At 35.5% G+C, this 19,414-nt stretch carries 21 protein-coding genes; 16 read left to right on the forward strand and 5 right to left on the reverse strand.

Annotated features, from left to right (window positions below; translation table 11 throughout):
* Window positions 1–5: 5 nt before the first annotated feature.
* From ACYVEC_RS22045 to ACYVEC_RS22080, 8 genes are all read left to right on the forward strand, one after another.
* The gene (locus ACYVEC_RS22045) at window positions 6–269 is read left to right on the forward strand and encodes a metal-sensitive transcriptional regulator (RefSeq protein WP_000456206.1); all 264 of its coding nucleotides are present in this window, start codon (window positions 6–8) and stop codon (window positions 267–269) included.
* An 88-nt stretch (window positions 270–357) separates the two neighbouring features.
* Window positions 358–900: a sulfurtransferase TusA family protein gene (locus ACYVEC_RS22050; RefSeq protein WP_098555124.1), complete on the forward strand. Its 543-nt coding sequence runs from the start codon at window positions 358–360 to the stop codon at window positions 898–900.
* Between the two features lie 56 nt (window positions 901–956).
* Window positions 957–2,087 carry an MBL fold metallo-hydrolase gene (locus tag ACYVEC_RS22055; RefSeq protein WP_063223710.1) on the forward strand — a complete coding sequence of 377 codons (1,131 nt, stop codon included), beginning with the start codon at window positions 957–959 and terminating at the stop codon, window positions 2,085–2,087.
* 27 nt (window positions 2,088–2,114) lie between these two features.
* The gene (locus ACYVEC_RS22060) at window positions 2,115–2,345 is read left to right on the forward strand and encodes a sulfurtransferase TusA family protein (protein WP_063223711.1); all 231 of its coding nucleotides are present in this window, start codon (window positions 2,115–2,117) and stop codon (window positions 2,343–2,345) included.
* A 30-nt stretch (window positions 2,346–2,375) separates the two neighbouring features.
* Window positions 2,376–2,735: a rhodanese-like domain-containing protein gene (locus ACYVEC_RS22065; protein ID WP_063223712.1), complete on the forward strand. Its 360-nt coding sequence runs from the start codon at window positions 2,376–2,378 to the stop codon at window positions 2,733–2,735.
* Between the two features lie 14 nt (window positions 2,736–2,749).
* On the forward strand, window positions 2,750–3,046 hold the full coding sequence (locus ACYVEC_RS22070) for a rhodanese-like domain-containing protein (RefSeq protein ID WP_063223713.1): 297 nt from the start codon (window positions 2,750–2,752) through the stop codon (window positions 3,044–3,046).
* Window positions 3,047–3,118: 72 nt separating this feature from the next.
* Window positions 3,119–3,598, forward strand: a complete 480-nt coding sequence (locus ACYVEC_RS22075; protein ID WP_000437730.1) for a DsrE/DsrF/DrsH-like family protein — start codon at window positions 3,119–3,121, stop codon at window positions 3,596–3,598.
* 33 nt (window positions 3,599–3,631) lie between these two features.
* Complete coding sequence (locus ACYVEC_RS22080; RefSeq protein WP_063223714.1) at window positions 3,632–4,396, forward strand: sulfite exporter TauE/SafE family protein; 765 nt, start codon at window positions 3,632–3,634, stop codon at window positions 4,394–4,396.
* Between the two features lie 60 nt (window positions 4,397–4,456).
* Here the strand turns inward: ACYVEC_RS22080 and ACYVEC_RS22085 are convergent, their stop codons facing one another.
* Both ACYVEC_RS22085 and ACYVEC_RS22090 read right to left on the reverse strand, forming a co-directional pair.
* Window positions 4,457–4,897 carry a hypothetical protein gene (locus tag ACYVEC_RS22085; RefSeq protein WP_016089221.1) on the reverse strand — a complete coding sequence of 147 codons (441 nt, stop codon included), beginning with the start codon at window positions 4,895–4,897 and terminating at the stop codon, window positions 4,457–4,459.
* A gap of 148 nt (window positions 4,898–5,045) precedes the next feature.
* Window positions 5,046–6,254 (reverse strand): LCP family protein, encoded by a 1,209-nt coding sequence (locus tag ACYVEC_RS22090; protein ID WP_063223715.1) that lies wholly within the window; start codon window positions 6,252–6,254, stop codon window positions 5,046–5,048.
* A gap of 316 nt (window positions 6,255–6,570) precedes the next feature.
* Here ACYVEC_RS22090 and ACYVEC_RS22095 point away from each other — a divergent pair, with 316 nt between their 5' ends.
* Entirely contained in the window at window positions 6,571–7,569 is a 999-nt protein-coding gene (locus tag ACYVEC_RS22095) for a YhdH/YhfP family quinone oxidoreductase (protein ID WP_063223716.1), read from the forward strand.
* Window positions 7,570–7,602: 33 nt separating this feature from the next.
* On the opposite strand, the gene ACYVEC_RS22100 is transcribed toward ACYVEC_RS22095, so the two are convergent.
* Entirely contained in the window at window positions 7,603–9,258 is a 1,656-nt protein-coding gene (locus ACYVEC_RS22100) for a Na/Pi cotransporter family protein (protein WP_000456268.1), read from the reverse strand.
* 332 nt (window positions 9,259–9,590) lie between these two features.
* Window positions 9,591–10,793 carry an MFS transporter gene (locus ACYVEC_RS22105; RefSeq protein ID WP_098557082.1) on the reverse strand — a complete coding sequence of 401 codons (1,203 nt, stop codon included), beginning with the start codon at window positions 10,791–10,793 and terminating at the stop codon, window positions 9,591–9,593.
* A 320-nt stretch (window positions 10,794–11,113) separates the two neighbouring features.
* On the opposite strand from ACYVEC_RS22105, the gene ACYVEC_RS22110 reads away from it, so the two are divergent.
* The 7 genes from ACYVEC_RS22110 to ACYVEC_RS22140 all read left to right on the forward strand — a co-directional run bounded on the left by ACYVEC_RS22110 (window position 11,114) and on the right by ACYVEC_RS22140 (window position 17,677).
* A complete protein-coding gene (locus ACYVEC_RS22110) occupies window positions 11,114–12,202 on the forward strand; it encodes a DUF871 domain-containing protein (RefSeq protein WP_063223718.1) in 1,089 nt (362 codons plus the stop codon).
* Window positions 12,203–12,276: 74 nt separating this feature from the next.
* The gene (locus ACYVEC_RS22115; protein ID WP_460508330.1) at window positions 12,277–14,217 is read left to right on the forward strand and encodes a BglG family transcription antiterminator; all 1,941 of its coding nucleotides are present in this window, start codon (window positions 12,277–12,279) and stop codon (window positions 14,215–14,217) included.
* 110 nt (window positions 14,218–14,327) lie between these two features.
* On the forward strand, window positions 14,328–14,648 hold the full coding sequence (locus ACYVEC_RS22120) for a PTS lactose/cellobiose transporter subunit IIA (RefSeq protein WP_199677941.1): 321 nt from the start codon (window positions 14,328–14,330) through the stop codon (window positions 14,646–14,648).
* A gap of 1 nt (window position 14,649) precedes the next feature.
* Window positions 14,650–14,955: a PTS sugar transporter subunit IIB gene (locus ACYVEC_RS22125; RefSeq protein WP_063223722.1), complete on the forward strand. Its 306-nt coding sequence runs from the start codon at window positions 14,650–14,652 to the stop codon at window positions 14,953–14,955.
* Window positions 14,956–15,037: 82 nt separating this feature from the next.
* Window positions 15,038–16,348: a PTS sugar transporter subunit IIC gene (locus tag ACYVEC_RS22130; RefSeq protein ID WP_063223724.1), complete on the forward strand. Its 1,311-nt coding sequence runs from the start codon at window positions 15,038–15,040 to the stop codon at window positions 16,346–16,348.
* Window positions 16,324–16,602, forward strand: coding sequence for a hypothetical protein (locus tag ACYVEC_RS22135; protein WP_151631572.1), 279 nt, complete (start codon window positions 16,324–16,326; stop codon window positions 16,600–16,602). The genes ACYVEC_RS22130 and ACYVEC_RS22135 overlap by 25 nt, the downstream gene beginning before the upstream one ends.
* Window positions 16,592–17,677: a DUF871 domain-containing protein gene (locus ACYVEC_RS22140; RefSeq protein WP_199677940.1), complete on the forward strand. Its 1,086-nt coding sequence runs from the start codon at window positions 16,592–16,594 to the stop codon at window positions 17,675–17,677. Before ACYVEC_RS22135 ends, ACYVEC_RS22140 begins: the two co-directional genes overlap by 11 nt.
* 228 nt (window positions 17,678–17,905) lie before the next feature.
* Here the strand turns inward: ACYVEC_RS22140 and entC are convergent, their stop codons facing one another.
* A complete protein-coding gene (entC, locus tag ACYVEC_RS22145; protein WP_460508392.1) occupies window positions 17,906–19,279 on the reverse strand; it encodes a cell wall-binding protein EntC in 1,374 nt (457 codons plus the stop codon).
* Window positions 19,280–19,414: the final 135 nt, after the last annotated feature.

The raw sequence follows: 19,414 nt of genomic DNA on the forward strand, positions 1-19,414 counted from the left end.
ATACAATGGAATATAATCAAGATATGAAAAATAGATTGAAACGTATTGAAGGGCAAGTTCGTGGTGTGCTTCGTATGATGGAAGAAGGAAAAGATTGCCGAGAGGTTATTACACAGTTAACGGCATCTCGTTCTGCACTTGATCGTACAATTGGACTTGTTGTTGGAACGAATTTAGAGCAATGTTTGCGTGAACAGTTTGAAAGTGGTAATGGTTCAAATGAAGAGTTAATTAAAGAAGCTGTTCAATTACTTGTGAAAAGCCGATAATCTGTCAAACGTAAGTGTTGACAGATTTTCAAAAACATTTTATCATACCCCTACAGGTATGTGTATATAAGTTGTGGAGGAATCGACTATGAGTATAAAAGTGGATATGAGTTTAGATTGTAAAGGTTTGGCTTGTCCGATGCCGATTGTGAAAACGAAGAAGGCGATGGAAGGGTTGACGCCAGGGCAAGTGATTGAAATTGAGGCAACAGATAAAGGGTCTACAGTAGACATACAAAGCTGGGCGAATAAAGTAGGGCATCAATATATCGGGACGAAACAAGAGGGTGATGTTTTGATGCATTATGTTAGGAAAGCACATGAGCATGAAGTGGATGAAGTAGTGAAGTATCCTCATACAATTACGAATGCGGAATTGCAAGATATAGTATTAAGTGGTGAAGAGTGTACTGTAGTAGATGTTCGTGAAGCGGCGGAATTCGCCTTTGGTCATATTCCATCGGCCATTTCGGTGCCATTAGGTGAACTAGCAAGCGCAGGATTAGATAAGACGAAACAAATTTATGTTGTTTGCCGAACTGGTAACCGTAGTGATGTAGCTTGCCAAATGTTGAAAGAGCAAGGTTATGCAAATGTGAAAAATGTCATTCCAGGTATGGTAGAGTGGTAAGGGAATATAGAGAATTAAATTTTTTTAAATAAAAATATACCTCAGGGGGTAAGAAGATGAGCGTTAAATCATTACAAGCAAAAGATGTGGCAGAGAAAGTTTTATTCGGAGAGTTATTCATTTTAGATGTTCGTAATGAGAAGGATTATGAAGAATGGAAAATTGAAGGGAAACAAGTTTCTTCTATAAATAAACCATATTTTGATTTGTTAGATGGTGTAGATCATATTGTAAGTGAATTACCTAAAGATAAAGATGTTTTAGTAGTGTGTGCAAAAGAAGGGTCTTCTATATTTGTGGCAGAGCAATTAACAGAGGCTGGATTAGAAAATATTTATTATTTAGCTGGTGGTATGAAGGCTTGGAGTGAATATGTAAAGCCTATAAAAGTTGGAGATTTAAAAAATGGGGGAAGTATGTATCAGTTTAACCGTCTTGGAAAAGGCTGTTTATCTTATATGGTCGTTTCAAACGGTGAAGCAGCAGTTATTGATGCAGTAAGAACAGTTGAAGCATATGAAGAATTTGCGAAAGAGCATGATGTTAAGATTACGAATGTAATGGATACACATTTACATGCAGACCATATTTCTGGAGGACGTAAGTTAGCGGAAAAAGTAGGTGGTACGTATTGGTTACCGCCAAAAGATGCGGAGGAAGTTGTTTTCGCATACGAACCGCTTGTAGAAGGATCTGTTATTACGGTGGGGGGTACTAAAATTGAAATTGACGCATTATACTCACCGGGGCATACGATTGGAAGTACATCATTTATTGTAGACGATTCCTATTTATTATCGGGCGATATTTTATTTGTAGATTCAATCGGGCGTCCAGATCTTGCTGGGAAGGCTGAAGATTGGGTAAGTGATTTACGTAATACTTTGTATAGCCGATATAAAGAACTATCTCAAAATTTAGTTGTGTTACCGGCTCATTATTCAAAAATAAGTGAAATGAACGAAAGTGGTATTGTTAGCGCAAAATTAAAAGATTTGTTTGCGTATAATGCAGGGTTAAATATTGAGGATGAGGTAGAGTTCCGTAAAACTGTAACAGAAAACTTACCACCTCAGCCAAATGCATATGAAGAAATCCGCCAAACAAATATGGGTAAAATTCATCCGAGTGTAGATGAAGAGCGTGAAATGGAGATTGGTCCAAATCGTTGTGCAGTGCACGAATAATGAAATAAATAAAAACTGGAGGAATAGATGATGAATGTAAAACAAGTATTAGATGCGAAAGATTTAGCATGTCCAATGCCGATTGTAAGAACGAAGAGAGCGATGGATACGTTACAAACTGGAGAAGTGTTAGAAGTACATGTAACGGATAAAGGGTCAGTTAAGGATATTCCAGCATGGGCAAATAAAAGTGGTCATGACATCGTAAAGCATGTAGAAGAAGCTGATGTGCTGAAGTTTTGGATTAAGAAGGCGTAGTAGTTTTATAAATATAGAGAGGTTGGTTATATGAACACAATATTAAGTACGCTTTTCATTGTACTTGCTGCATGGTTTGTTATTTCACGCTTTTTACCTGTGAAAGGTGTTCAAAATATAAACGGAAAAGAATTAAAAAGTATAGTAGGAAAACAAGGAAAGTACTTTATCGATGTTCGTACAGTAGGTGAATATACAGGAAATCATATGAAAGGATTTCAAAATATCCCGTTAAATGAGTTAGCTAGTAGAGCAAGTCAGTTAGATAAAAATAAGGAAGTAATCGTTATTTGTCAGAGCGGGATGAGAAGTAAGCAAGCAGCAAAAGTATTAAAGAAATTAGGATTTCAGCATGTTATTAATGTTTCAGGCGGGATGAATGGTTTGTGAGGAGGAAATTTAAAATGAAAGAAATGACAGCAAAAGAATTAGAAGAAAAATTGTTACGTAAAGAAGCAGTAAATATTATAGATGTACGTGAAGTAGAAGAAGTAGCTGAAGGGAAAATTCCAGAAGCATGTAATATTCCACTAGGGCTATTAGAATTTCGTATGCATGAGCTAAATAAAAAACAGGAATATATTATCGTTTGTCGTTCAGGCGGAAGAAGTGCAAGAGCCGTTCAGTTTTTAGAAAGTTATGGTTTTCAAGTGATCAATATGGTAGGTGGTATGTTAGCTTGGGAAGGTAAAGTCGTATAGTACAGAGGTAAATGATTTGAGCCTTTTTATAAACAATCGAATACCCCTATAGGTAATTGGAGGGAGAACAACATGGAACAACAGAAGAAAACAACAATCGTTTTGTTTAGTGGAGATTATGATAAAGCGATGGCTGCTTATATTATTGCCAATGGTGCAGCTGCTTATGATCAAGAGGTTACTATTTTTCATACTTTCTGGGGATTAAATGCTTTAAGGAAAGATGAACATGTGAAGGTAAAGAAAACTTTTATCGAAAAAGTATTTGGAAAAATGATGCCGCGCGGAGCTGATAAGATGGGATTATCAAAAATGAATTTTGCCGGTATGGGACCAAAGATGATTAAAGGTATTATGAAAAAACATAATGCGATGCCTTTACCAGATTTAATGGATTTGGCGAAAGAACAGGGGATTAAACTTGTAGCTTGTCAAATGACAGTAGATTTATTAGGGTTAAAAGAGGAAGAGATTATGGAAGGGGTAGAGTTTGCAGGAGTAGGAGCTTATTTAGCAGATGCTTCAGATGGGAATGTGAACTTATTCATTTAAATCACCTTCTTTTTAGAAGGCGGGGGATATAAGGTGAGTTTAGTCGTATTACTTTTTATAATTGGGTTTATAGGATCATTTATATCGGGAATGGTTGGAATTGGCGGTGCGATTATTAATTACCCGATGATCCTATACATTCCGGTATTGCTAGGATTTACTGGTTATACGTCACATGAAGTGAGTGGTATTACAGCGGTGCAAGTATTCTTTGCAACTTTTGCAGGGGCATGGGCCTATCGAAAAAGTAATGATATGGATAAAACGCTAGTTGTGTATATGGGAGCTAGTATATTAATAGGAAGTTTCATAGGGAGTTTTGGTGCTAACGTATTGGAGGAACATACGGTAAATGTTGTTTATGCAGCATTAGCAACAATTGCTGCTATTATGATGTTCGTACCGAAACGTAATAATGGTAATGAAGTGAAATATAATAAATGGTTAGCAAGCTTGTTAGCTTTTATTGTAGGCGGAGCGTCAGGCATTATAGGTGCTGGAGGTTCATTCCTTTTAGTTCCAATTATGCTAGTTATTTTAAAATTACCAATACGTACAACAATAGCGACATCTATCGCTATTACGTTTATTTCCTCAGTAGGGATTACAACTGGAAAAGTGATAACTGGGCAAGTAGTTATAATTCCAGCTCTTATTATTGCGATTGCAAGTATCTTTGCTGCGCCGCTTGGAGCGCGAGTTGGGAAGAGGATCAATCAAAAAGCACTACAATATATGTTATCGATTTTGATTGTAGGCACTGCTGTTAAGATGTGGTTTGATATGATATCGAAATAAAAGGATGGCGCTGCTTGCAGCCCATCCTTTTATTTATCCCGCTATTTGAGGACCGGTTGATTATGCCCAAATAACTTTCATTAAGTTTTTATATTCGTCATTTGCTAATTTATATAGCATTCTCGTATGTTCAAAGACAAGTGCTGGATTAAAGTTTGGTTCTGAGAATGCAAGAGATGCTGAAATATCAATTGCATTTTGCTTGTTTAATGTGAATTTTGCAAATCGATAAGATGTGTTTAATTCATTGATAACGTGCAAAATATCATTTGTTGATGCTTCATTAGGTACGTGAGCAACATTGAAGCAGTATATATCTACAGTAGGATGTTCGTTTTGGAAAGCAGCGATAAGTTGAATTTTTGCTCCAGCTTCTGTCTCTAACCCTACTGAAAAATGAACAGAACCATCATTTTCATCTATATTTTCTTCCATGTATATATCGTTTGACTTTAAGTAGTCTTTAAAATCTGAGATGTTATGTTTTACTGCAGCTTTCATATGTATGAGCCCCCTGATAATTGGAATAGATTGCTACTATTTATTATAATTTAAAAATATTAAAAAAGATAGTTAGAAAGTTCTGATTTTTAATTATAGAGAAATAAAAAGAAGCAGTTCTCTACCTCCATAGAGAACTACTTCTTTTTTATTCATTGTCGTTAGACGATGTTTCTGTATCTTCATTGCTATTTTTATTCTTATTTTTAGATTCGTTGTTACTTGATTCGCGTTCACTTGAATTTTCAGACTTAGATTCTTTTGTTTTCTCTGTACTTGTTTTCTTCGAATCAGAGTCTGTTTTTGTATATGCAGGTAATCCAAGGTGAGTACGAAGTTGGTTTGTAACAGTTGCTAATTCTTTTTTATCTGGATTGTAGTAATACGTTCGGCCACCACCAGCAGATTTGCTACATGTATCGTCACCTTTTTCCATATAGCAGTCGTCACCTTGAATTTGTAATTTCTCAATTGAAGAATCCGCCCCATATTTATAGAATGAAAGCATATCATCGAATGTTAAGTTTGTAACGAATTGCCCGTTAATATCATCAATAATATTACCAACTTTTGTTACAGATCCAACGCTTGTTAGTTTCTTTAAAATTGCTTCAATAACGAGTTGTTGACGTTGTCCACGCATTGCATCACTATCGATGTGGCGCGTTCTAGCAAGAGCGAGAGCTTCTTCACTATTTAGCTTTTGAACACCTTTTTTTAGGTGAATTGCATCAGCATTATCATTACTATCTTGTTCAGTAAATTCAACTGGTACATCGACTTCAATACCGCCTAAATCATCTACAATTTTCATAAATGATTTGAAGTTAAACTTTACAAAGTAATCAACAGGAACATTTAGTAATTTTTCAACTGCATCAATACTTGCTTGTGGTCCACCATCTTTTCCGTTTTTAGTAGAACCGTATGCATGAGCGTGTGTAATTTTATCTTTTTTCTTTTCCACTGGAATATAAGTATATGTATCTCGTGGAATACTTAATAGTTTTACAGTTTTGCTATCTTTATTAAACGTTGCAAGTAATAGTGCATCCGTTCTTATAGCTTCACCGTATTCTTTCCCGCGGACATCGCTTTCATCAACACCCATTACTAAGACAGAGACATTGTTCGTAATAGGTTTTACAGCTTTATCACGTAAATCAGATTTATCACCGCGTGCTAAATCGTGTGCGGCATTTCGAACAGCAGAAGATGCTTTATTTACTAAAAACCAAGTATAACCGCCACCTACTATTAAAAAGAATAGAATAACGCTTATAATAATTTTTATTTTTTTCTTACTATTTTTCGGTTTACTGCGTGTATTTTCTTGCAAAGATGGGTTTTGCTCCATTTCTTGTACTCCTTCATTTGGATTGAAATACGACACTCATATCCACTTATTATAATGAAATTTAGCGAAAAAAAACATTACAAATCATTTACATTTCGTAAAAATTCAATTTATTTATAAAAAGTCAGATTTTCTATATTTTATTTTTGAGATGTAGAATAAGTATAAGTTGTTTTAGTAGAAATGAAAATATGTATTATGAGAAAGTAATAGAGAAGTAAGATTTGTTGAAATATAGCCAAGAAGAAATGAGTAGCCGTACGTATATTTTCTATATAATAAAGAAGAATTTTACGGATAAAGGAGAAAGAGCATAATGAATCATACATCATTCCGAGCAATTGTTGTGAACGAAACAGAAAATAAGCAGTTTGTAAGAAACGTTGTCGAGAGAGAAGTAAGTAGTTTACCTGAGGGAGACGTATTAATACAGGTTCATTATTCTTCATTAAATTATAAAGATGCTCTTTCAGCCACAGGTAATAAAGGTGTTACGAGAACATATCCTCATACACCAGGAATTGATGCAGCAGGAGTAGTTGTGAGTAGTGAGGATGAAACTATTAAGCTAGGAGACCAAGTCATTGTAACGGGATATGATTTAGGTATGAATACTTCTGGTGGTTTCGGAGAGTATATTCGCGTGCCAGCATCTTGGATTATCTCTTTGCCAGAGGGAATGTCATTAAAGGAAAGTATGATGTACGGGACAGCAGGTTTTACAGCTGCTTTATCAGTATATAAGCTTATTAGAGCAGGAGTAACGCCTAGTATGGGCGATGTTTTAGTAACGGGGGCTACAGGCGGCGTAGGGAGTGTGGCTGTTAGTATTTTAAGTAAGTTAGGATATAACGTAGTAGGAGCGACAGGGAAAATGGAAGAGGAAGAGGTGTTACTACGTTTAGGGGCGAAAAAGGTGATTCATCGCGCGGAATTGAATGATGAATCCGGAAGACCAATGCTTAAAGGAATATACGCCGGAGTTATCGATACTGTAGGTGGACATATGTTAGAAACAGCTTTGAAAACGGTAAAGTATGGTGGTTGTGTAACGACATGCGGTAATGTGGCCGGCCAGGAATTACAAACAACGGTATACCCGTTTATTTTGCGAGGTATAAGCCTTTTAGGGGTAGATTCTGTGCAATGCCCAGTGGATGTGAGAAGAGATGTATGGACACTCTTAGCAAGTGAATGGGAAAATAAAGAGTTACTATCTTATACAGAAGAATGTACATTAGAAGAGTTAGATGAGAAGTTTACACTTATATTGCAAGGAAAGTTAAAAGGAAGAACAATAGTAAATATGAAATGAAAAAGAGACGCTTACATTAGCGTCTCTTTCCTATTATAATGATTGTTTTAAATTGATTTTACCTTGTTCACCTAAAACACCATCAGCAATATTTACAGCGTGATCACCGATACGCTCTAAGTTACTTACCATATCAACGAAGATGATACTTGCATCACCTGAACAGCTACGTTCGTTTAGACGTAATACGTGACGTTTACGAAGAACACGTTCCATTTGGTCGATTTTACGTTCTTTTGCAATAACCGTTTGTGCTAGTTCAGTATCGAAGTTTGTTAAAGCTTCAACTGCGTCTTGTAATGTTGAAATTGTTAATTCAAGCATTTCATTTAGTTCAGCTAGTGCTTCGTCTGATAGGGAAACACGGTTTGAAATTTGGAAATCTACAAGTTCTACTAGGTTTTCTACATGATCACCAACACGTTCAATATCTCCAACAACACCTGCTAAAACGGAATGTTTTTCAGAGTCTGAAGGTGAAAGCGGCTTTTCCGATAGTAAAACTAAATACTCGGTAATTTTTTTATCTAAATTGTTAATAGCTCCTTCTAATTGAGTAGCCATGTTTTCATGCTTTTTGTCTTGTGTATTTAAATATTGATTCGCTTCTTTTAAGCCGTGTAATGAAAATTCAGCCATACGCACAACCTCTTTTTGAGCTTCAGTTAAAGCAATAGCTGGAGATTGCTCAATAAAGATTGGATTTAAATGTTGCGGTTTGAAGTTAATAGATGAATCTTCACCACGAATGATTTTTGTTACGATCCATGCTAATACTGCAATAAATGGGAACTGAATGATTGTATTTGTTACGTTAAATGTTCCATGTGCAAATGCAATTGTCATTTCTGGATTTAAGTTTAATGACGTTTGGAAATATTGGATTAAACTTGTAAATGGTACTAATAAAATTGTAAAGATAATGGTACCGATAATATTAAAGATAACGTGAACTAATGCTGCACGTCTTGCGGCAATTGAAGTACCGATTGCTGCTAATACTGCTGTAATTGTTGTACCGATGTTATCACCGAACAATACAGGAAGAGAAGCTTGTAAATCAATAGCACCTTGACCGAATAGTTCTTGTAAAATACCGATTGTTGCGCTTGAGCTTTGTACAATTAAAGTGAACACTGTACCGACAATAATTCCTAAAATTGGATTGTCACTCATGCTAACCATTAACTCTTGGAATGACTCTAAAGAGCGAAGAGGTTTCATACCTGCGCTCATTAATTCTAAACCGAAGAATAACATACCAAAACCGAATACAACTTGACCTACAGAATGTACTTTTTTATTTTTAAAGAAGAATAGTAAAATAGCTCCAATTGCCATAACTGGGAGCGCATATTCTCCGATTTTAATTCCGATAATAAATGCAGTAACTGTCGTTCCGATGTTCGCACCCATAATAACACCGATTGCTTGTCTTAATGTCATAAATCCGGCACTTACAAGTCCGACTGTTAAAGCGGTTGTTCCTGAACTTGATTGGATTAATACAGTAACTAACATACCTGCTAGTACACCCATAAGTGGGTTTGTTGTAAAGCGATCTAAAATATCGCGAAGACGATCACCAGCTGCTTGTTGCAGTCCATCGCCCATGTATTTAATCCCGAATAAGAAAATACCTAATCCACCAATGAACTGGAAGATCATATCTTGAACATTATATTCCACGCATTCCACTCCTTAAATTTCATGTACGCTGTAATTATTAACTAAACCTTGAGGCACTGTAAACGATTTATCAGTAAAATTTACACTAAATTTACAAAGGGATGAAAAGTTTACAATTCTTTAAAGAAACAGCTGTATTTTATTGGTTTTCATCTTGTATAAATCTTAATTTTGTAAATAAATCACACTTTTTAGAATAGTATTGTTCAGGTGGATATGAAGGAAAGCGTCTGCGAGTTCATCGTATATTTTTTGATGAAAGGTAAAAAAATATGTAGGAAAATGCATGTGGTTTTATAACAGCAAAAATACGATAAAAAAAGCCACTGAAATTATCCAGCAGCTTTTTCTCTGTTTTTATCTCCATGCTTTTGCTTTCTTATACTTGTAATGTAAATGAACAGGAAAGCAATAAGTAATAGAGAGGAATAACGATATACAGTTGCGTAGTTTGTAAAATGTGCAATGAATCCAAAAATAATCGCGCCAGCACCAATTCCAAGGTCAAATGCGGAGAAGAATGTAGCTGTTGCAACTCCTCGTCGGTGCGGTGCTACTCGGTCAATCATCCATGCTTGTAGTGCAGGTTGAATCGCTCCAAAACCACTTCCGTAGCATGCTGCTGCAATAATTAAACTCGGAATTGTAGTTGTATACGACAGTAAAATAATACCTGTAAACGTAATGATAACTCCTGGAATAATAACAAATGCATGACCTTTCGCATCATATAACTTTCCAGAAAATGGACGAGTAACAGCGATTGCAAGTGCATTAAATAAGAAGAAGAGGCTTATATCAGCAATGCCGACTTCCGTAGCAAATAACGTAATAAAGCTTCCGATTCCTCCGTACATTAATGTAATACATAATATTAATAATGAAGGAAGTAAAGCTTTGCGCTCAATAAATCCATCGAGAAAGGTACCGGATGTTTGCTTCGGTGGTTGTGGCGATTTTTTGATTTGAAGTAGTTTCGTTAATATTAATGAAACAATTGTACAGGAAAGTGCACATAAAAAAAGAATCGTGAAGTTATATGTTTGCATAAGCCAAAGTCCGATCAGTGGACCGAGCGCCATTGCAATCGTTCCAGAAAGTCCGAAATATCCCATGCCCTCACCGCGGCGAGCTTGCGGAATTAAATCTGAAACGACAGTTCCGTATGTAGTCGTTGTAATACCAAAACCAGCTCCATGTAAAATTCGAACGGCAAGCAATAGGAAAACAGTTGAAGCGAAAAGATAACTACCCATAGCGAGTAAACAAATAGCAGTGCCAATCATTAAAATGATTTTTTTATTGAATTTCTGCAAGGCGTTCCCAGTTAGCGGTCTAACAAAAAGTGCTGCAACGGTAAACATACCGACAACAAATCCGATATTGGAACTTGTGCCGCCAATTTCTTTCACATAAACAGGTAAAGTCGGAATTAACATTTGAAACCCTAAAAACATACATAAGTTTGCCAGAATTAGCGCAAAAAACTCTTTCGTCCATAACGGTTCTCGTTTTACGAGTATTGCTTCTCCCATATATTCATCCCCTATATAAAAAAATTCTCTTTTCTTTCGAGTATATGTATTGGTCAATGTAACAGTCAAGGAAGGTGCCTTGAAAACGTACAACAATTTTCGAGGGAAAAAAACTGACAAATTTGTGGAAAGACTACACAACTATGAAAAAAAGATGTAAAGTATAGATGTATAGACTAGTAATTGTTATGAATGATAGAAATTGTTTTTTCTTTAACGAAAGCGGATTCAAAGGATAGTGGAAGAGAAGGGGATATATACTTTTTCGCTACATATATTTGAAAAGGTTTACAATATGATGAAGAAAGAGGCGTGTACATATGAGACGATTAGGTATTTCTATTTATCCAGAACATTCAACAGTAGAGAAAGACAAGGAGTATTTAACATTAGCAAGTAAATACGGATTTAATCGTGTATTTACATGTTTATTATCTGTAGATGGTGAAAAAGAGAAAATTATAGAAGAGTTTAAAGAAACGATCTCTCATGCAAATGCATTAGGTTTCCAAGTGTTAGTTGATATTAGTCCAGCTGTTTTTGAACAACTAGGTATTTCGTATAATGATTTATCGTTCTTCCATGAACTAGGTGCGTACGGTATTCGTTTAGATGTTGGATTCTCTGGTTTAGAAGAATCGATCATGACTTACAATCCATACGGCTTAAAAATTGAGATTAATATGAGTAACGGTACGAAGTATGTAGATAATATTATGAGTCATAGACCAAATCGTGAAAATTTAATTGGTTGCCATAATTTTTATCCGCATCGTTATTCAGGATTATCATACGATCATTTTATTAAATGCTCGAAACAATTTAAAGATTACGGTATGAGAACGGCTGCTTTTATTTCATCATTTGATGCAACATATGGACCTTGGCCAGTAACAGAAGGATTATGTACGTTAGAGCAGCATCGTGAATTACCAATGACAACACAAGCGAAGCATTTATTTGCGACGGAATTAATTGATGATGTTATTATTGCGAATGCATATGCGTCAGAAGAAGAATTAGAGGCACTAGGTGCATTAAATAAAGAGAAACAAACATTTGATATAGAGTTATATGATACAACGACAGAACTAGAAAGAATTATCGTATTAGACGAACCTCATTTTTATCGCGGGGATGTATCTGAATATATGATTCGCTCGACACAAAGCCGTGTGAAATATAAAAAAGAAGAGTTTAAACCTCATAATACGTGCGAAATTAAGCGTGGCGATCTTTTAATTGATAATGAGCAATATGGTCAATATAAAGGCGAATTACAAATTGCATTAAAAGACATGGTGAATACAGGAAAAACAAATGTAGTTGGCCGAATTGTGGAAGAGGAAATTTTCTTATTAGATTATTTACAAGCATGGGATAAATTCGGATTTACATTAAAGAAATAGATAAAATAAAAGGGAAAAACTACTGACTTCAGCAGCTTTTTCCCTTTTATATATATATAGTGAGAGGAAGAGCTATGACAAAGGTGCATCAGCGATTAATTTCTATTTTAGAAGAGTTTTTAGAAGAGAAATCGATGTTAAATCGAGCTTTTTTAGCAAGCCGTTTACATGTATCAACGAAGACGATTCAAAAAGATATAAAATTATTAAATGATATATTGGAAGAAAACGGAGCGAAAATTGAATCGCAAAGAGGGACTGGATACGAACTAGAAATTATACAAACGAAGAAGTTTGAAGAGTTTTGCATGAGTCTATTTCAAAAGCAGACGGAAAAGATCCCATCTTCTTATGAAGAAAGGGTAGCTTACATTCTGCAACGTATTTTAACGACAGAGGGATATGTGAAGCTTTCACAGTTAGCAGAGGAGATTTATGTGAGTAAATCGACTGTGAATTTAATTATGAAAGATGTTACAGATATATGTGGTCGCTATAAACTGCAAATTGAAAAGAGACCGTATTATGGTATACGTATTGTGGGTGAGGAGTTTCATATTCGTTCTTGTTTATCACAATATGGTTTACCGCGTTATGACCATACTCCGTTTCATGAGCAATTTGAGCAGAGTGATACATATTTATCGTTACCTCATATACCGCTTATCCGTTCGGTTATATTAAAGTATATTGAGGGAGGGACGATATATTTATCAGATATAGAAATTGATAATTTAGTCATTCATATTGCAATCGCATTAAAGCGTTGTGAAGATCAGCATTATATGAAAGGGCTGAATAAGGAGCAAGCTGAACTTATAATAAAGAAAGAATATGCAATTGCGAAACAGATTGTAGGGGATTTAGAGAAAGAGTTGCATCTTTCATTTCCAGAAGAAGAAGTTTTATATGTGACAATGCATTTATTAAGCACTGCTGTTACAGCGAAAGATCGTTATGAAAATGTGGAAGAACTAGTAGGGAAAGATCTATATGCATTCATGCAACATATTCTTTTTAAAGTAGCAGAAGAACGGAATCTTATTTTTTATTATGATGAAGAATTATTATTTGGATTTGGTGTTCATTTAAAAACGTTATTAAACCGTTTGAAGTATAAGTTAAATACGAGAAATCCTCTTTTGGCAGAAGTAAAAAAGAATTATCCGTATGCTTTTGAAATTGCGGTTCTCGTTGGAGATATAATTGGTGAATATACAGGTGAGTCGATTCCGGAAAGTGAAATTGGTTATATTGCGATTCATTTCGGCGGAGCGATGAGCCGTTTACAGGAACAGAATCAAAAGAAAAGATGTTTATTAGTTTGTGCGACTGGTCAAGGAAGCGCCCAGCTATTGAAATATAAAATTTTATCACAGTTCCGAGATAAATTAGAGATTGTAGGTATTACAGGTTATTATCAATTGAAAGTAGAAGACCTTTATAAAGATAAAATAGATTGTATTATTAGTACAATTCATATACCAAGTGGTTTGCCTGTGCCGGTTATAAAAGTGAACTCAATATTTGATGATACAGAGATTAAATCGATTGGTCAGCAGTTGTTTACGCATGTGAATAATAGTGTACAGCAATATATTAAGGAAGATTTAATCTTTTTAAATCATAGTGCTTCTACGAAAGAAGAGGTAATTCAGTTTTTATGTGAGAAAGCTGCTGAGAAAAACTATGTACCAGAAAACTTTTATGATTCTGTTATGGAAAGAGAAAATACATCTCCGACAGCGGTTGGGAATTTAGTTGCGATTCCTCATCCGATGCAGTTATTAAGTGCGGAAACATTTTTGATGTTTTGTACACTTGAAAAGGCTGTTGATTGGGGAGATAAAAAAGTACAACTAATTATTTTATTTAGTGTAAAGCGCAATAATAATGAAGATTTACAACGGCTTTATGATTTTTTATATGATATTATGTCTAGTCAAAGTACGATAGAGAAACTAAATCAAACTGAAGGTATTGAAGATTTTCAAGAGATTTTACTATTGGTTTAAAAAAGTATATAAAAACTTCCGTTACATAACGGAAGTTTTTTATGTTTAATTGTATGCGTTTTCATAATAAGATAAAAATATAGAAAAAAGATAGCTTGGGGGAATTTAAAATGACTGATATGCAAACTCCATTTGCGTTAATTTTACATGGTGGCAACGCGAGAAGCGCATCGCTTGAAGCAATTGCTTTTGCAAGACAAGGAGATTTTGAGAATGCGAGTGAAAAGATGAAACTTGCTAGTGAAGAAATTTCAGCAGCTCATCGTATTCAGACGGATTTAATTCAAGAGGAAGCAAGAGGAAATCATGCAGAAATAAGTTTACTGTTAGTGCATGCACAAGATCATTTAATGAATGCAATTACAGTGAAAGAACTTGCGGAAGAATTTATTACTCTTCATAAACGAGTGGAAGAGAAAGTGACAGTATAAGATGTACATTTTATTATGTTGTGCAGCAGGCATGTCAACGAGTATGGTCGTAAGAAAAATGCAAGAAGAAGCAAAGAAGCAAGGAAAGAATTATAAAATTAAGGCGGTTGATTCAGAACTAGTGAAGCTTGAAATTAAGGAAGCTGATGTCGTTTTAATCGGTCCGCAAGTGAAATATTTATTTCCAGCGGTAGAGTCTCTTGCAAATTCATATAATATACCAGTTGCGATTATAGACCAACGAGATTATGGCATGTGTGATGGTTTGAAAGTGCTTAAGCAAGCAGAACAATTAGTTTTAGCATAATTATATTTTTTTAAATATAAACATTATAATGTTATAACTTTATTTCGTTCTTTCATAGAAAAGAGAAAGAGGAGGGGTATTGATGAATGGATTTATGAGTTTTATGGAACAAAAGATTATGCCAACAACGCAAAAGATTGCGGGACAGCGACATTTATTAGCAATTCGAAACGGGGTTATTTCTACATTACCGTTAACGATTGTCGGATCATTTTTCGTTATCTTTTTAAATTTACCGATTGATGCATATATGGAGTGGATTGCACCGTTTCGTCATATTTTAGATATTCCATTCCGATTTACAGTAGGATTAATGGCATTATACGCAGCATTTGGGGTAGGGGCTTCGCTCGCCAACTTTTATCAGCTCAATCAATTAAGTGCAGGATTATTATCCGTACTCGCCTTTTTACTAGCATCGGTTGAACCAATTCAAATCACGAAAGCTGTGCCAGGTGTTATTGATGCAGGTAGATACATTTCAGTAGGAACATTAAGTGCAACATCTTTATTCGGCGCAATTGTTACAGCATTAATTGCAGTAGAAATTTATCACTTTATGATTAAGCATAATATCTCGATTAAATTACCAGAGAGTGTACCACCAGCAGTTGCAAACTCGTTTGCAGCATTAATTCCAACTCTAGTCGTTATTCTTTTATTCTGGGGTATTCGTTACGGTTTAAAATTTGATGTAAATACAACGATCACATATTTAATCGCACCATTAAAATCAGTATTAGTAGGAAATAATTTATTCGGCGGTTTATTAACAGTATTCTTAATCGTGTTCTTCTGGTCATTCGGTATACATGGACCAGCAATTTTAGGACCAATCATTCGTCCGATGTGGGATTCAGCAATTCTTGAAAATATGGAAGTATTCACAGCTACAGGAAATGCACATCAGTTACCAAACTTATTTACAGAGCAATTTATTCAATGGTTCGTATGGATCGGTGGATCAGGCTCAACGTTAGCTTTAGTAATTATGTTTATGTTCTCTAAATCTAAGTTCCTAAAAGAGTTAGGTAGATTATCATTCGTACCAGGTTTATTCAATATTAACGAACCAATTATTTTCGGGGCACCGATTGTAATGAACCCAATCTTAATTATTCCGTTCGTTATTACACCGCTAGTTACAACGACAGTATCATATTTCGCAGTTGTTTCAGGTATGATTCCGTTGATGATGGCGAAATTGCCATTTACGATGTTAGCACCAATTGCAGCGATTATTAGTACGGACTGGACAATTATGGCTGGTGTACTTGTACTTGTTAACTTTGTTATCTCATTCGTTATTTACTATCCATTCTTCAAAATGTATGAGAAACAACAATTAGCAGGAGAGGAGAAAACAGAATGCTCGGAGCAATTATCATCTTAATTACATTTGTAGCGGGACAGTGCATAGCACATTATTCAAAATGGGTACAAAGTAAATCGTTATTAGTGTTACTACTCGTATCAATTTTATTTATCGGTAGTTCAATGGGTGCCTATGTAATGCTAAGCTTACAATCACCGTACGTTATCATTGTACCAACGATTTTATGTGCAACATGTTTATCTGCAAAATATAGATTTACGAGCATGGCATTAATACAACGTGTGAAGGAGATGCAAAAGCATGGAGCGTAAATTAGGAATTTCACTTTATCCAGAGCATTCAACGAAAGAAAAAGATATGGCATACATTTCGGCAGCGGCACGCCACGGTTTTTCAAGAATATTCACATGTCTATTATCTGTGAATCGTCCGAAAGAAGAAATTGTAGCTGAATTTAAAGAAATTATTAATCATGCAAAAGATAACAATATGGAAGTTATTTTAGATGTAGCTCCGGCTGTCTTTGATCAGCTCGGTATTAGTTATAGTGATCTATCATTTTTCGCAGAGTTAGGTGCAGATGGTATTCGTTTAGATTTAGGATTTGACGGATTAACTGAAGCGAAAATGACGAATAACCCATACGGCTTAAAAATTGAGCTAAATGTAAGTAACGATATTGCGTACTTAGAAAATATTCTTTCGCATCAAGCGAATAAATCAGCTTTAATTGGTTGTCATAACTTCTATCCGCAAAAATTTACTGGACTTCCGTATGACTATTTCATTCGCTGTAGTGAACGCTTTAAAAAGCATGGTATTCGCACAGCAGCCTTTATTACGTCACATGCAGCTAACATCGGTCCATGGGATATTAACGACGGATTATGTACGTTAGAAGGGCATCGTAATTTACCAATTGAAGTACAAGCGAAACATTTATGGGCAACAGGGCTTATTGATGATGTGATTATCGGAAATGCTTATGCAAGTGAAGAAGAGTTAGAGAAACTAGGAAACTTAAATCGTTACATGTTACAGCTAAAAGTAAACTTTGTAGACGAAGCGACTGAAGTAGAGAAGAGAGCGACACTGCAAGAATTACACGTAAGACGCGGTGACATAACAGAATATATGGTACGTTCTACAGAAGTACGTAAAAAATACAAAGACTATGACTTCCCGGTGCGCGAAAGTGTACTACAGGAAAGAGGGCAAGTTGTAATTGGTAACAACTCATTTGGTAAGTATAAAGGCGAACTACAAATCATTCTAAAAGAAATGCCGATAGATGAACGGAAAAATATCGTCGGTACAATAGCGGAAGAAGAGTTATTCTTACTAGATTATGTAGGAGCTTGGACACAGTTTACTTGTGTGGAATAGGGAAGTATAGGGGGCTGTCCGAATTTTGGGCAGCCTTTTTATCATAAAGTACTTTGTAATGTCAAAGTTTGTCGGTACATCGATATCCCTTGTCGAATCGTTGATATATTATAAGTTACGATAGATATATTCGAAAAATCGTTGATATAATTTCAGGTAGAAGTATATTTTCCTTTAGAAGGAATGCAAAAAGAGTCAGCCTCAATGAGACTGACTCTTTTTTACTAACTAGTTTAATACTTTAACTGTAACTGTTTTACGTCCCCAGTTATTTGATGTACCTTTGTCTGGCATTAAAACGTCGATTTTATTTCCTTTAATAGCTCCACCAGTATCACCAGCGATTGCTACTCCATAACCTTCAACCCATACTTTTGAACCTAATGGAATAACACTTGGATCAACTGCGATTAGTTTCATGTTTGGATTAGCTGTTAAGTTGTGACCTAAAGCTGATTTTACTTGGTCGCCTGCTTTATAACCATTTTCAAGTGGATCTGCTGTGTAAGCTGTTGCTACAACGCGTAACTCACGAGAAGATGATGGTGCACTTGTTTCAGTTTCTTTTGCAACAGGTTGTTGTGTAGCTGGTTTTTGAGTTTTAGCCGCTTCACGAGCTTTAGCTGCCTCTTGAGCTTTAACTTCTGCTTGAGCTTCAGCTTCTGCCTGAGCTTTAGCTGCTTCACGAGCTTTAGCTGCTTCTTGAGCTTTAGCCGCTGCTTGAGCCTCAGCTGCTTCTTGAGCTTTAGCTGCTTCACGAGCTTTAGCTGCCTCTTGAGCTTTAACTTCTGCTTGAGCTTCAGCTTCTGCCTGAGCTTTAGCTTCTGCTTGAGCTTTAGCTGCTTCACGAGCTTTAGCTGCTTCTTGAGCTTTAGCCGCTGCTTGAGCTTCAGCTGCTTCACGAGCTTCAGTTGCTGCCTGAGCTTTAGCTTTTGCTTGAGTTTCAGCTACTTCACCAGCTTTAACTGCTTCACGAACTTTAGCTGTATCTTGAACTTTAGTTGTTTTTTCAGCTTTAACTACTGGTTGTACTTTAATTGGAGCTTTACCTGTTAAGTAAGGAACATGAACATAAGCTGTTTTTCCGTTATATTCAAATTGGATCCAATCATTTTCAACTTGGTGTGTTGTTTCAATTACATCATCTTGTTTCAATTTACCAAGAATTTCTGAGTCTGTGTTTGCACCAGCACGTACGTTTAATACGTTAGCTGTTACGTAGTAAGTGTCTTTTGTGTAGTCAGCGCTAATGAAAGCTTCTTTACCGCTATTCAATTTCACTTTTGACCATCCGTTTTCTGTATGTAAAACGTTAACTTTATATCCATCTAATAATTTTCCTACAACTTTTGATTCAGTAGTTGGGTTTTCTCGTACATTTAGTACATCAGTCGTTACGATTGTTTCTGCTTTAGCAGATGTTGTGAAAATCCCAAGACCAAAAACCGCTGCTGTTGCTATACCCATAAATTTTTTCATAATAGCCTCCATTGCATTTGTTTTCGTTGACCTCATTATAGCAACCATTATTTTCTTATTTGCGAAAAACATCGAATTACAAAGCTTTCGTAACGGGGCATTAATATTCTGTAATAATTCCAGTAATATCCTAAAAGCGCTTTCTTATAGTTTTTAGGGGAGGTTTGAGCATGTTATACATAAAATGGATGGTATTTCAATTTCTAATAGGTTAATAGTGTTTCTGTAGTGTTACATAAATATTTCTTAACTGTTACA

Source organism: Bacillus sp. MN7755 (genome assembly GCF_054771475.1).